Consider the following 14367-nt stretch of genomic DNA (forward strand, 5'->3'; position numbering starts at 1 on the left):
TGATGGACCCATGAACAGGCATGCTCCCGAACAGGACATCAATGAAGATGACCTGCAAATCCACCCGCCCAAGAAAGCTGCGGCAGGCCTCAAGGCTGTCACTGTCGCCCTTGAAAGGGGCTACTCCCAGGCAGGAGTAGCCCGCACGGTCCGCTCGATGCTCAGGGTTAACCAGCATGACGGCTTTGATTGCCCGGGCTGCGCCTGGCCGGAATCCATCACGGGACGCCGGAGTCCCGCTGAATTCTGCGAGAACGGCGCCAAGGCAATCGCTGAGGAGAGCACCACGCGGACGGTGGGGGCGGAATTCTGGGCAGCACATTCCATCGCAGATCTTGAAGACAAGACCGAATACTGGTTGGGAAGCCAAGGACGGATCGCCGAGCCCGTAGTCCTCAAACCGGGGGATACCCACTATTCCCCGATCAGTTGGACTGATGCCTTTGCCTTGATCGGGGAGCATATCAATGCCACCACGCCCGATCGCTGTGTTTTCTACACCTCCGGCCGGACGGCCAATGAGACCGCGTTCATGTACCAGTTGTTTGCCCGCAGCCTGGGCACCAACAACCTGCCGGACTGCTCCAACATGTGCCATGAGTCCTCGGGCAGCGCGCTGAATCCGACCATCGGAATCGGCAAGGGAACTGTGTCGCTGGAAGATATCCACCACGCTGAACTGGTGTTCGTGGTGGGCCAGAATCCCGGGACCAACCATCCCCGCATGCTGTCCGCGTTGCGTGACTGCAAGAACAACGGCGGAAAGATCGTTGCCGTGAACCCGCTTCCGGAAGCGGGACTGCTGAACTTCAAGGACCCCCAGTCCCTCAACGGCGTGATCGGGGGCGGCACTACTATCGCCGATGAGTTCCTCAAGATCAAGGTCGGTGGCGACCTCGCTCTGTTCCAGGCGCTGGGCCACTTGCTTCTGGAGGAAGAGAAGCGGCACCCGGGGACGGTGGTCGATAAGTCATTTATCGGAAAGCAGACCGAGGGCTTCGAAGCGTACGCGAAGGCACGGTCCCAGCTGGACTGGGATGAGACTGAGCGCGCAACCGGCTTGTCGCGCGAGGAAATCGTCACAGTGGCGGGGCTGATGGCAAAGTCCAAGGCAACCATTATTTGCTGGGCGCTTGGCTTGACCCAGCAGCCGCACTCCGTGGATACGCTGAAGGAGATCATCAACCTGCTCCTGCTCCAAGGCAACTTCGGTAAGCGTGGAGCCGGCGCGTGCCCTGTGCGTGGCCACTCGAACGTCCAGGGTGACCGCACCATGGGTATCTGGGAGAAGCCACGCGAACCCTTCCTCGCCGCGCTGGACAAGGAGTTTGGATTCCGGATGCCCCGCGAGCATGGATATGACTCCGTGGAGACCCAGCACGCCCTGGAAAAGGGTGAAGTGGATGTCTTTGTGTCCATGGGTGGCAACTTCGCTGCGGCCGGTTCTGACACATCAGCATTGGAAGCCGGGCTCAAAACAGCCGGGCTGACTGTCCACATCTCAACCAAACCGAACCGGGCCCACGTGGTGCACGGAAAGACATCCCTGATCCTGCCCACGCTTGGACGTACGGACACGGACGACAAACACCCCAAGGGCAAGCAGTTCCTCTCCGTAGAGGATTCGATGTCGGTCATCCACAAGACGCAGGGCAGGCTGGCTCCGGTCTCGGAGCACCTCCTGAGCGAACCCGTCATCGTGGCCCGCATGGCCCAAGCGACACTCGGGGATGACCACGGCGTTGACTGGCGCGCCATGGCTGAGGACTATGACGTGATCCGGGACCACATCTCACGCGTTATCCCGGGGTTCGAGGACTTCAACGCCAGGGTCCGCACGAAGAACGGTTTTGTCCTCCCGAACCCGCCACGGGATACCCGCACCTTCGCCACTGACATCGGCAAAGCACGGTTCACGGTTAGTCCGCTTGAGTATCTTCAAGCTCCAGAGGGCCACTTGATCCTGCAGACGGTGCGCAGCCACGACCAATACAACACCACGTTCTATGGCCTTGATGACCGCTACCGCGGAGTCTCGGACGCCCGCAGGGTGATCCTGGTCCATGAGGAAGACCTCGCTGGCCTGGGTTTCAAAGACCGTGACCTGGTGGATGTCATTTCCACGTTTGCCGGCACGGAGCGGCGGGCCAACAAGTTCCGGTTGATCGCATACCCCACAGCCAAGGGCTGCGCGGCCGCATACTTCCCGGAAGCCAACGCCCTGGTGCACCGCGAGCTTGTGGCCCGCGAATCGAACACGCCCGGCTACAAGGCCATGACTGTGCGGTTCGTAAAACACCCAGAGGAGAACGGATCCTGACATGGGACGTGTGACCCAGCGCCGAAAGCTGCATAAGTTCGTTCTTGACGGATCGCCCCAGGCCCTGGAACACCCCGTCCGGTACAAAGAAGACGTCCTCGCGGTGGAGGAGCCCCTGGAGATCCGCCTCGGCGATATGTCGTTCTCGGTGACCATGCGGACCCCCGGAGACGACTTCGACCTGGTGGCGGGCTTCCTTGTTTCCGAGGGCATCATCTGGGAGCCGGGGCAACTCGTTTCCGAACGTTTCTGCGCAGGGGAGGACGAGAACGGCGTACAGACCTTCAATGTCGTGGACGCGCAGCTGCGACCCGACGTCGAACGTCCGGACACAGGCCGTAACGTCTACACTTCAAGCTCCTGCGGCATTTGCGGCACCGACTCGATCGACGCCGTCCGGAAGTCCTCGCGGCACAGTCCTGCGGACGACGACGTGACCATCCCCGTGAAAGCGCTGGCTGCCCTCCCGGACCGGTTGCGTGAGGCGCAGGCGGTCTTCGCCAAAACAGGCGGCGTCCATGCCGCGGGCCTTTTCAGGGTTCACGACGACGGTACTTCCGAGCTGCTGTGCCTGCGGGAAGACGTTGGCCGCCACAACGCCGTGGACAAAGTGGTGGGTTGGGCTTTGCGGGCAGGCAAGCTGCCGCTGAAAGGAACAGTTCTTCAAGTATCCGGCCGGGCGTCGTTCGAGCTCGTCCAGAAAGCGGCCATGGCGGGCATTCCTGTCCTTGCGGCGGTCAGCGCTCCATCCAGCCTGGCCGCCGAACTCGCGGACGAAACAGGGATTACGTTGGTCGGCTTCAGCCGCAGTACCAGCCTGAACGTGTACGCGGGGAGGGACAGGATCGTAGGGGTGGAGGCCGGCTGAGGCCCCCATTCGCTGCGGATAGTCCTCGATCACTTGGCTATTGAGCTGGAACAACGTAGATTTTATCCATCGATTGGAATCGCCGTGTCCTCTAATAACGCCGTCCATCACGTACTGGCCCGCCAGCCGGCCATGACGCTTTGCCACCAGCCAATGCCTAAGGGGTTTTAATTGCACGACGACCGCCGGATCACTGAACAGCGTCTCGATCGATTCGTTCGGGAACGCCTTCTTCCGGCCATTTACGGTAGGTCCGTCCCGCTGCAGCTGAGCAGCTGGGACGCGCCCGGAGAACCCGTGCCCGCAGCGGAGGCAATGCGCCAGCTTTTCACGCCCCAGGAGCCGGGGGCACCTTGGGGTAAGCCGTGGAGTACCAAGTGGCTCCGGCTCCAGGGTGAAGTTCCGGAAGGCTGGGGTTCAGCCGAGGGGACGGCGGTGGAAATCATCGTGGACCTCGGTTTCAACAGCGACGTGCCGGGGTTCCAATGTGAAGGCACGGCCTGGCGTGCCGATGCCAGCATCATCAAAGCGATCTCGCCGCGTAATTACCACGTTCCGCTGAAGCTGCTCGGCGGCGGATTGTCCGTTGACTTCTATGTTGAGGCGGCAGCCAACCCGGATGTGGCGCAGGGTTGGTCATTTGCGCCTACCCTTTTGGGGGATAAGGCGACCTCGGGCGGGGAACCCCGGTATCGCCTGGGCCGGATTGCCATTGCCGAACTCAACGAGACGGTGTGGGAACTCAACCAGGACGTTTGGACATTGAGCGGGCTCATGCACGAGCTCCCCATGGACCTGCCGCGCCGCCACGAAATCCTTCGGGCCCTGGAACGGATGCTGGACATCATGGATCCGGATGACGTCGCGGGAACGGCTGCCGCAGGCCGCGAGGCATTGGCAGAAGTGCTGAGCCGGCCCGCCTATGCTTCGGCCCACGAACTTGTGGCAACTGGCCATGCGCACATCGATTCTGCATGGTTGTGGCCTGTCCGTGAAACCATCCGCAAGTGTGCCCGCACGTTTTCCAACGTGGTGGCCCTCATGGACGAGGACCCCGACTTCGTCTTCTCGTGCTCCTCAGCCCAGCAGATGGCCTGGATCAAGGAATTTTATCCCGAGCTCTTTGTCCGCATCCGGGAAAAGGTCAGGGCCGGGCAGTTCGTTCCCGTCGGTGGGATGTGGGTTGAATCGGACACCAACATGCCCGGTGGCGAGGCCATGGCGCGCCAGTTCGTGGAAGGCAAGAGCTTCTTCCAAAAGGAATTCGACGTGGAGTGCCAGGAAGCATGGCTGCCCGATTCCTTCGGTTACTCGGGAGCACTGCCACAGATCGTCAAGTCGGCAGGTTTGCGATGGTTCCTTACGCAGAAGATTTCCTGGAACAAAGTGAACCTGATGCCGCACCACACCTTCACCTGGGAAGGCATTGATGGCACCCGGTTGTTCACTCATTTCCCGCCCGTAGACACGTACAACGCAGAGCTCCACGCCCGCGAGCTTGCGCATGCGGAGCGCAACTACCGTGAGCACGGCCGCGGAACCATGTCACTGGTTCCCTTCGGTTATGGCGACGGCGGTGGCGGTCCAACCCGTGAGATGGTGGCCGCAGCACGCCGCACCGCAGATCTTGAAGGTTCGCCCAAGGTCCGGATGGGCACGGCCAAGGACTTCTTCACGGCGGCCGAAGCCGAGTACCGCAACCTCCCGGTGTGGGTGGGCGAGATGTACCTGGAGATGCACCGTGGAACGTACACCAGCCAGGCGAAGACCAAGCGCGGCAATCGGCGCAGCGAACACCTATTGCGTGAAGCAGAACTGTGGTGCTCCACGGCCGCAGTGCGCCTTGGCGAGGCATATGCCTATCCCGAAACGGAGCTCAAGAGGCTCTGGCGGTTGGTGCTCCTGCAGCAATTCCACGACATCCTGCCGGGCAGTTCCATTGCGTGGGTCCACCAGGACGCCGAGCGGAATTACGAGGCGATCGCCCGCGATCTCGAGGTCATCATCGGCCAGGCCGCCCAGGCGCTTGTCGGCCAAGGAGACAAGCAGTTCCTGCTCAATGCGGCCCCGCACAAGAGGGGCGGCGTGCCGGCACTGGCCGTTGGGGAAGCGGTGAAACCGGAGGCAGGTGTTGATGCCGGCGAGAAGGGTGGCGGCTACATCCTGGACAACGGAATCATCCGCGCTGTCGTGGACAGCGACGGCTTGCTGACCTCGCTCATGGACCATGCCACTGGCCGTGAGGCGATGGTGCCCGGTCAGCCCGGCAACCTGCTTGAGCTGTTCAGGGATACTCCCAATGAATGGGACGCCTGGGACATCGAGGAGTTCTACCGGCGCAACGTCACCCAACTGACCCAAGCGGAAACCATCGATCTTGAGCGCACGGAGGAAGGCGCCGTCGTGGTGGTCAAGCGTACGGTTGGTGCCTCCACCATCACGCAACGGATAACGCTCGACGCCGGTGCGGAGTCGCTGGGGATCTCCACCACAGTGGACTGGCAAGAACGCGAAAAGATGCTCAAGATAGCCTTCCCACTGGATGTCCGCGCGGACCGCTCGGCCTCCGAGACCCAGTTTGGCCATGTGTTCCGGCCGACCCACACGAACACATCATGGGATGCTGCGAAGTTCGAGATCTGCGCGCATCGCTGGATCCACGTTGCCGAGCCTGGTTATGGCGTAGCCGTCAGCAACGCTTCCAGCTACGGGCACGACGTCACCAGAGCTGTCCGCGGAGACGGGGGGACGACCACCACCGTCCGTGTCTCGCTGCTGCGCTCCGCCAGGTTCCCGGACCCTGAAGCAGACCGCGGCGAGCACACACTTGAGCTGTCCCTTAGGCCTGGAGCAGGGATCGGGGATGCCGTGGAGGAGGGCTACCGCACCAACTTGAAGCCCCGCTATGTCACTGGTGCCAAGCCAGTGGAACCTCTGCTGTCCGTGTCCAACCCTGCCTTGGTAGTGGAGGCAGTGAAGCTGGCTGAGGATGGCTCCGGAGACGTCATTGTGCGTCTTTACGAATCCTTGGGACAACGCTCAGCCGGTGTTGTCAGGGCCAATTTTGAAGCTCATGGCGTCCTGGCCACGGACCTGCTGGAGCGGCCGGTAGAGGCCCCTGGAGTGAGTGTGGGGCAGGACGCAGCCGAGCTGGTCCTGCGCCCGTTCCAATTGGTCACCTTGCGGTTCGCCCGATAAAGGCTGGGCGCGCCTGAAGGCCGGGCGCGCCTGATGGCTGGGTGGCCTGATGGCTGGGTGGGCCTGGTGGCTGGGCGGGCCGGGGCGACCGCGCGAAGAGCTTTAGACGTCGTGCTGGAGCCGCTTCACGAACAGCTTGGTCCGTTCCTGCCGGGGTGCGCGCAGCACTTCGGCAGCAGGGCCCCGCTCCACCACAACGCCGCCATCCATGAAGATGACCTCATCAGCCACATGTTGGGCGAAGGCCAACTCATGCGTCACGATCACCATGGTCCAGCCTTCCTCGGCGAGTTCCTTGATGACGCCCAGGACGTCACCGACGAGCTCGGGATCCAATGCCGAGGTTGGCTCGTCGAACAACAGCAGCTGGGGCTGGAGCGCCAACGCACGGACGATGCCCACGCGCTGCTGTTGTCCGCCGGAGAGCTCGAACGGATAAGCATCCCGCTTGTCAGCCAGGCCAACCCGCTCAAGCAATCGCTCGGCTTCAGCGATGGCCTCTGCCTTCGGGCGCTTCTGTACCTGGACCGGACCCTCGATGATGTTCTTCAGGACAGTCATGTGCGGGAACAAGTTGTAGTGCTGGAACACCATGGCACTGCGGTCCCGCAGCGCAGCGATCTCCCTCTTGCCCACTTTGGCGCCGAAATCGATCGAGAGGCCGTCAGACGTCTCGCTTGCAGGGCCGGAGCCGGGGCCCGTGCCGCCAAAGGTGACAGTACCGGCGTCGGGAATTTCAAGGCCGTTAAGCGAGCGCAAGACAGTGGTCTTGCCCGAACCTGAGGGACCGATGAGGGCCACCACCTGGCCGCGCCGGATGTCGATATCGATGTCGCGGAGCACTACGTTGTTGCCGAAGGCTTTAGCGAGGTTCCGGGCCTTGAGGACCGAGGTGACGCGTGGTTCGCGCTGTTGAGGTGCATCAGTGGGCGACATAACGGTCCAATCTCCGTTCCACGGCGGACTGCGCGGTGGAAAGGACCAGGCAGATGACCCAGTAAACCAGGGCTGCCTGCAGGTACAGGGCCATGAACTCCTGGCTGAACGCAGCGATTTGCTGGGCGTTGCGGAAGAGTTCAGTGACCAGGATGAGTGAAGCGAGCGAAGTGTCCTTAACCAGGGAAATGAAGGTGTTGGACAAGGGTGGAACGGACACGCGTGCCGCTTGCGGAAGGATGATGCGCACCAGCGCTTGGGGGCGGGACATCCCGATGGTGTGACCGGCTTCCCATTGTCCCTTGGGCACTGAAAGTATCGCAGCCCGGATGATCTCGGCAGCGTAGCCGCCCACGTTCAAGGAGAAGGCGATGATGGCGCTCGGCCAGGGATCCAGTCGGATGCCAATGCTGGGAAGGCCGAAGAAAATCACGAACAGCTGCACCAGCAGAGGAGTACCCCGGATAACCGAGACGTAGAAGCGACCTATGCCGGACAGCAGCCAATTCGAGCTCAGCCGCAACAGCGCCACCACCAAGGCCAACACCAGGCCCACAGCAAAGGAGGCCAGCGTAAGGGGGATGGTGCCCGTTACGGCACCGCTGATGATCGGCCCGAAGGAACTCCAGATGAGGTCCCAGTTCATTTATTTGGTGACATCCGCACCGAAGTACTTTTCGGAGATCTTCGTCAGGGTTCCATCTGCCCGGAGGTCATCCAGCGCCTTGTCTACAGCCTTGGTCAGCTCTGTGGAACCCTTCCGGAACACCATGGCGCTCTCGGTCTTGTCCGGCGCTTCGGCGGCCACCTTCAATCCGGAATCGGGTGTGGTTTTCGCGTAGTCCAGGTAGGTGAGTTTGTCGTTCACCGTTGCGTCCACGCGTCCCTGCTGTACGAGGGTGGCCGACTGGGCCCAGCCTTCCACTGCCTGAACGTTGGCGCCGGCCTCTACGGCCATCTTGTAGAAGTTGCTGGTCAGCGACTGCGCGGTGGTCTTGCCCTTGAGGTCGGCGAAGCTGTTGATGCTGGAATTGTCCTTCTTGGTCACTACAACGCCGGTGGAGACGGTGTAGGGCTTGGAGAACTCGTACTTGGCTTTGCGCTCGGCATTGATGGAGATCTGGTTGGCGATGGTATCGAAGCGCTTGGCGTCCAAGCCCGCAAAAATGCCATCAAATTGCGTCTCTTGGAAGCTCGCCTTCACGCCCAGCTTTTCAGCCACCGCTTTGGCAATCTCGACGTCGTAGCCCGTCAGTTCACCAGCGCCCTCGGCATGGAAGCTGAACGGGCGGTAGGTTCCTTCCGTTGCGATGACGAGTTCGCCCTTGGATTTCACATCGGACAAGGATGTATCGCCACCGGACTGGGCTGGAGTGGGACCGCCACCGCAGGCAGAGAGCGCAAGGGCGGCGGCGGCCAGGGTAGCGGCGAAAAGAGAACGGCGGGAGCGAAGGCTGGTCATGGAGCCATCTTAGTCGCGGGCCAATGCGGATTCCCGGCAGGGAAGGCTTGGAGACTTGTGGAAGGGGTGGTTAAAAAGGCTGAGTGGGGGCGGTCCCCAACAGCCCGCCACCACTCATCCCCCCAATTGTGATCACGTGGGCGCCACATTCACCGGAAACCCGTTCTCTGATTCCGGTGCCAGGCTGCAACCGCGTTCACACATTCATGATTGTGCCACGATCTAATGGTTTTGTGAAAGTCTTACGCTGTGCGTCTTGCTTTGCGTCTGGCAAATGCCTTGGAAAACCAGATCCCGGCGAGCCCAATGGCCGTGGCCAGCACGGCGGAGTAGTTAATCAGGGAACGCAGCCACAGGTGCACCAGCGGGATCAGTGGGAAGAGCTGGGACAGCAACAGCAACGCCAGCCCAACAAACAGGAGGGCCGAGGCGGCACGCAGCAGCGCAGGGTAGCGGCCTACGACGGTCCGCCAGATTGCGGGCAACAAACAGGCTGATACATATCCGGGATAGAAGCGGCCCAGAGCCGCGTAAGCCTCCATGGATGGTCCCCAGGTCAGCCCTGTCATGCCCACCGTGGAACCGCGCGTGTCTGTGATGGCAAAGAAGAACGTGGTCAGTGCCACCGTGATTCCCAGGACCGTCAGCCCCCAAGGGCCACGAATAGCCCGTTCCGCTGATCTGGAAGCGAAACCCATGGCAATCTTGATGCCCATCAGCAGGAAGGTGCCGTAGAGCAGGAACCGCAGAATCAGGTTCGTTACGTTAACGCCGCCGAGCAGGGCATCGATGGCAAGGTACGGGCCTTCGATGCTGAGGAGGATATCCAGGGTGATCAGCGCGAAAATGTAGAAAACCACCCGGTTCTCACCCCTGAGCAGGCTCGGAATCCGCGCGATGGTGATCGCCAGGCACACAATCAGCGTTGCCCAAGGCAGGACAGCCGTCATCCGAGATTCTCCCAAATTCGTTCAGTTCGTTCGTGGTCTTGTTCCTGACGGCGCAGCGTTTTGCCCAGCGCCTGGAGTCGTTCGCCTGCCAGGGTCACCAGCTCGCCCAGCGTCATCCGGTCGAGTGCTTCCTGGCGTCCGTTGGGCGACCAGCCGGCTTCGGCTTCGGTGATCAGCCCTCCGGCGACCAGCCCGCCCGCCGGTCCGACGCCGGCAGCCCGCGACGTCGCGATGGCCAGCTCGGGAGGAAGCCTGTTGGCTGTCAGGTGGGCGGAGAAGTTCTGTGGTGCGATCCCGGTGGCTTCGCTGACCCGGTGCCGCAACTCGCCGTCGTCGATTGCATCCACCCAGTTGCGCACCGCGGTGGGGTGCGGTGTTGGCGATAGTCCCGTGACGGAGACGGACCCCGGCTCACTGCGTTCCACCACCGCGCGCAACAAATCCATGGTGGCTATCTGGCTCACCAGTTCATCAGGCGTGGGTGGGACGGGATCGCCCCGAAGGTCTGCGTAGAGGTCAAACGTGGCCAGGGCTTGGACGGGACTGATGTGGTAACCCCGGCTGATGCTGACCAGCGTTGACTCCGCCACCTTGCCGCGGACCAGCTGTTGGGCCAGCGTTGTCCGTTTTATCCCGGAAATCCTGCAGACGTCCGCTGTGCTGGCGTTGGGTGCAACGCCGTGAAGCCAGCGTTGGAACGCCTTGGACGGTAAGGGCATGGAGGGCTTTCTGGGGTATTTCAAACGGGCAAGTCCGGCATCTTCCAAAAAGGAACCGGAGCGAAGGTACGGATTGATTTTACGCCGACGCCACATTGAATTATGCTTGATGCTTGAACCCGTTGGTCCGTACACCCCCCAAGTCCGGACCAGCGGGTTTTTCCATGCCCTTGGGAATCACGGGCATGGAAGCCGCGTTTGATAGATGAACCCACGCTTGTTTGCCGTGCTGGTGATGTAGACGCGAGCGCCGTGTTGGCGCTGCGAGAGGAATAGAGAATGACTGCAACCTTGGTGGCCAAGGATCTTGCCGGTGGCCACGGCCACCGCACGCTCTTTTCGAAGCTTTCCCTCACCGTTGCGCCGGGTGATGTGGTGGGCGTCGTCGGAGCGAACGGCGCTGGCAAATCCACGCTTCTGCGCATCCTCTCAGGCGTGGACCAGCCGCAGGAGGGGACCGTCAGCCTGGCTCCGTCGGACGCCTTTGTGGGCTGGTTGCCCCAGGAACACGAGCGCACCGCGGGCGAAACCATCGCAGCATACATTGCGCGCCGCACGGGCTGTGCACAGGCCACCGCAGAAATGGAGGCCACAGCCGAGGCACTCGGTTCCGGTGCTCCAGGAGCAGATGATGCATATTCTTTGGCCTTTGACCGCTGGATGGCATCCGGTGCAGCAGACCTGGAGGACCGCATTCCTGCTGTATTGGCGGATCTTGGGCTTGAACTTGGCACCGATGCCCTCATGACAGGGCTCTCCGGGGGGCAGGCTGCCCGGGTTGCTTTGGCTGCGCTGCTGCTCAGCCGCTTCGATGTTGTTCTTCTTGATGAACCCACCAATGACCTGGACCTTGATGGCCTGGCCAGGCTGGAAGCGTTCGTGCAGGGCCTGCGCGGAGGAGTGGTTCTGGTGTCCCACGACCGTGAGTTCCTGGCCCGCTGCGTCACCACCGTAGTGGAACTGGACCTCGCCCAGAACTCCGTGGCTGTCTACGACGGCGGCTACGAAGCATTCCTCGAAGAGCGCGCCGTCGCCAAGCGCCACGCCCGCGAACGCTACGAAGAGTTTGCCAACACCAAGGCCGATCTTGTGTCCCGCGCACGGACCCAGCGCGAGTGGAGCTCCCAGGGCGTCCGCAATGCGATGAAGAAGAACCCTGACAACGACAAAATCCGCAGGGCAGCGAGCACGGAGTCTTCCGAAAAGCAGGCACAGAAGGTCCGCCAGATGGAGTCGCGTATCGCCCGCCTCACCGAGGTGGAGGAGCCGCGCAAGGAATGGCAACTGCAGTTCAGCATCGGTCAGGCACCCCGCTCAAGTGCCGTCGTCGCCACTCTTCGTGACGTGGTGGTCCGGCAAGGCGATTTCACGCTGGGACCGGTCAACCTGCAACTCAACGGCGGTGAGCGCATCGGCATCACCGGGCCCAACGGCGCCGGTAAGTCCACTCTCCTGCGCTTGCTGCTGGGCACCCGGAAACCGGACGACGGCGAGGCCTCCATGGGCGCGTCTGTCGCCATCGGCGAAATCGACCAGGCCCGCGGACTGCTCGACGGCGGACGGCAGCTTGGCGACGCCGTCGAAGCTGTGCTGGTGGACTGGAATAGTGCCGACGTCCGCACGCTCCTGGCCAAGTTCGGCCTCAAAGCGGACCACACCTCGCGGACAGTTGACTCTCTGTCCCCGGGGGAGCGTACGCGCGCCGCGCTGGCCCTCCTGCAGGCCCGGGGCGTGAACCTGTTGGTGCTGGATGAACCCACCAACCACCTTGACCTCCCTGCGATCGAGCAACTTGAAGAAGCGCTGGAAAGCTACGAAGGCGCCCTCCTGCTGGTCACCCACGACCGGCGACTGCTGGAGAACGTTCGGCTCGATTCGCGATGGCACCTGGAAAACGGCCGTGTCCAGGAGCTTCACCACATCCCCGGCCAGGAGAAGTAACCATGAGCATGGATGGCGTTGCCTGGAGCTCGCTGCACAAGATCACGCGTGCCCAGAGCGGCTCGCAACCGTTCTCGAAGGAAACGCTGAAGCGCGTGCTTGGCTTTGCCGCGCCCCACAAGGGCAAGCTCACAGCCTTCGTCATCGCCTCGATTGCGGGAGCCTTCCTGGCCGTCGCCACGCCAGTGCTTGCCGGGCAAGTGGTTGACGCGATCATTGCCAAGGCAGGCGTGGGCACGGTGATCTGGCTGGCCGTCCTCATTGCGGTTGTGGCTGTTGGCGAGGCTGGAATCGGACTCGTGACCCGATGGCTGTCCTCCACCATCGGCGAGGGCGTCATTGTGGACCTCCGTACCCGCGTGTTCGACCATGTGCAGCGTATGCCCATCGCTTTCTTCACCCGGACACGGACCGGCGCGCTGGTCAGCCGCCTGAACAACGACGTCATCGGGGCGCAGTCAGCGTTCGCAGGCACCTTGTCCGGCGTGGTGAGCAACGTCGTGGCGCTCGCCTTGACCCTTGTGGTCATGCTCAACACGTCCTGGCTGGTCACCGTCCTGGCCATGGTGTTGCTGCCGATCTTCCTCATACCTGCCCGACGCATGGGTTCCAAACTGGCGGACCTCCGACGCGAGGCAGCGGCACACAACGCTGCCATGGGTACGCAGATGACCGAAAGGTTCTCCGCTCCCGGCGCCACATTGGTAAAACTTTTCGGCAGGCCGGACGAGGAATCCCGGGAGTTTGCTGCCCGGGCCGGCCGCGTGCGTGACATCGGCATCCGCACCGCCATGCTGCAGTTCACCTTCGTCACCGCGCTGACGTTGGTCTCGGCCTTGGCTCTGGCCCTCGTTTACGGATTGGGCGGCTGGCTTGCCCTCGGTGGACAACTGGCGCCAGGCGATGTTGTGGTCCTGGCCCTTCTCCTTACGCGTCTCTACGCTCCGCTCACCGCGCTCTCCAACGCGCGCGTGGAAATCATGAGCGCACTTGTCAGCTTCGAGCGGGTCTTCGAGATCCTGGACCTGCAACCCCTCATCACGGAAAAGCCGGACGCGGTGGCCCTTCCGTCCGGACCTGTCGCCGTGGAATTCCACGACGTCCGCTTTTCCTACCCGTCGGCGGACAAAGTGTCCCTCGCCTCCTTGGAAGACGTGTCAACCTTGGACACGCGCGGCGGCGAGGAAGTGCTGCACGGTATCAGCTTCCGCGTTGAGCCGGGCCAGACAGTGGCATTGGTGGGCTCGTCCGGCGCAGGAAAGTCCACAGTGGCCCAACTGCTGTCCCGCCTCTACGACGTCGATTCCGGTGCCGTGCGTCTGGGTGGGCGCGGACCTGGCACCGGCGTGGATGTCCGGGATCTCCGCTTTGACTCCCTGCGGGACACCCTGGGAATGGTGACCCAGGACGGCCACCTTTTCCACGAAACCATTGCCTCCAACCTGCGCCTGGCCCGGCCGGATGCCACGGAAGAAGACATGTGGGAGGTGCTCAGGCGTGCACGCCTGGAACCCATGATCCGATCCCTTCCGGACGGCCTGGAAACAGTTGTTGGGGAGCGTGGGTACCGGCTCTCCGGTGGAGAAAGGCAACGTCTCACCATCGCACGTTTGCTCATCAAGCAGCCGCGCGTGGTGATTCTTGATGAGGCAACCGCAGCGCTGGACTCCACCAATGAAGCCGCCGTCCAGGCAGCCTTGGGGGAAGCGCTCGAGGGGCGTACCGCCGTCGTGATTGCCCACAGGCTGTCCACCATCCGTGCCGCGGACGTCATCCTGGTGGTAGAGGACGGCAGGATCGTGGAACGCGGCACGCACACGGAGTTGCTTGTTGCCGACGGCCGCTATGCCGAGTTGTACCGGACCCAGTTCGCGGAAGCCACGGCGGTGGCCGAGGAAGCTGTTCCGGAGCCCAACTGAGTCGCATTTGTGCGCGTTTTGAGTGCTCAAAACGCGCACAAATGCGACCTACTT

10 protein-coding genes are annotated in these 14367 nt (G+C 62.4%); 5 read left to right on the top strand and 5 right to left on the bottom strand.

What is annotated here, in order from left to right; translation table 11 throughout:
• Positions 1-10: 10 nt before the first annotated feature.
• From J2Y41_RS05470 to J2Y41_RS05480, 3 genes are all read left to right on the top strand, one after another.
• Positions 11-2320, top strand: coding sequence for an FdhF/YdeP family oxidoreductase (locus J2Y41_RS05470; RefSeq protein WP_309926929.1), 2310 nt, complete (start codon positions 11-13; stop codon positions 2318-2320).
• 1 nt (position 2321) lies between these two features.
• Positions 2322-3188, top strand: a complete 867-nt coding sequence (gene fdhD / locus J2Y41_RS05475; RefSeq protein ID WP_224093708.1) for a formate dehydrogenase accessory sulfurtransferase FdhD — start codon at positions 2322-2324, stop codon at positions 3186-3188.
• A 171-nt stretch (positions 3189-3359) separates the two neighbouring features.
• Positions 3360-6386 carry a glycoside hydrolase family 38 C-terminal domain-containing protein gene (locus tag J2Y41_RS05480; protein ID WP_309926932.1) on the top strand — a complete coding sequence of 1009 codons (3027 nt, stop codon included), beginning with the start codon at positions 3360-3362 and terminating at the stop codon, positions 6384-6386.
• 102 nt (positions 6387-6488) lie between these two features.
• Here J2Y41_RS05480 and J2Y41_RS05485 read toward each other — a convergent pair whose 3' ends face one another.
• From J2Y41_RS05485 to J2Y41_RS05505, 5 genes are all read right to left on the bottom strand, one after another.
• Positions 6489-7322 (bottom strand): amino acid ABC transporter ATP-binding protein, encoded by an 834-nt coding sequence (locus tag J2Y41_RS05485; protein ID WP_309926934.1) that lies wholly within the window; start codon positions 7320-7322, stop codon positions 6489-6491.
• Positions 7309-7968, bottom strand: coding sequence for an amino acid ABC transporter permease (locus J2Y41_RS05490; protein WP_224093714.1), 660 nt, complete (start codon positions 7966-7968; stop codon positions 7309-7311). The genes J2Y41_RS05485 and J2Y41_RS05490 overlap by 14 nt, the downstream gene beginning before the upstream one ends.
• Positions 7969-8784 (bottom strand): amino acid ABC transporter substrate-binding protein, encoded by an 816-nt coding sequence (locus J2Y41_RS05495; RefSeq protein WP_309926938.1) that lies wholly within the window; start codon positions 8782-8784, stop codon positions 7969-7971.
• 242 nt (positions 8785-9026) lie between these two features.
• Positions 9027-9734 carry a hypothetical protein gene (locus J2Y41_RS05500; RefSeq protein ID WP_309926940.1) on the bottom strand — a complete coding sequence of 236 codons (708 nt, stop codon included), beginning with the start codon at positions 9732-9734 and terminating at the stop codon, positions 9027-9029.
• Positions 9731-10453, bottom strand: coding sequence for a hypothetical protein (locus J2Y41_RS05505; RefSeq protein WP_309926942.1), 723 nt, complete (start codon positions 10451-10453; stop codon positions 9731-9733). The genes J2Y41_RS05500 and J2Y41_RS05505 overlap by 4 nt, the downstream gene beginning before the upstream one ends.
• 279 nt (positions 10454-10732) lie before the next feature.
• Between J2Y41_RS05505 and J2Y41_RS05510 the strand changes: the two genes are divergently transcribed.
• Together J2Y41_RS05510 and J2Y41_RS05515 are read left to right on the top strand one after the other, a co-directional pair.
• Positions 10733-12394: an ABC-F family ATP-binding cassette domain-containing protein gene (locus J2Y41_RS05510; RefSeq protein ID WP_224166571.1), complete on the top strand. Its 1662-nt coding sequence runs from the start codon at positions 10733-10735 to the stop codon at positions 12392-12394.
• A 2-nt stretch (positions 12395-12396) separates the two neighbouring features.
• Positions 12397-14313, top strand: coding sequence for an ABC transporter ATP-binding protein (locus tag J2Y41_RS05515; RefSeq protein WP_309926945.1), 1917 nt, complete (start codon positions 12397-12399; stop codon positions 14311-14313).
• Positions 14314-14367 lie beyond the last annotated feature (54 nt).

It is taken from the genome of Arthrobacter sp. 1088 (assembly GCF_031455315.1).
GTDB lineage: Bacteria > Actinomycetota > Actinomycetes > Actinomycetales > Micrococcaceae > Arthrobacter.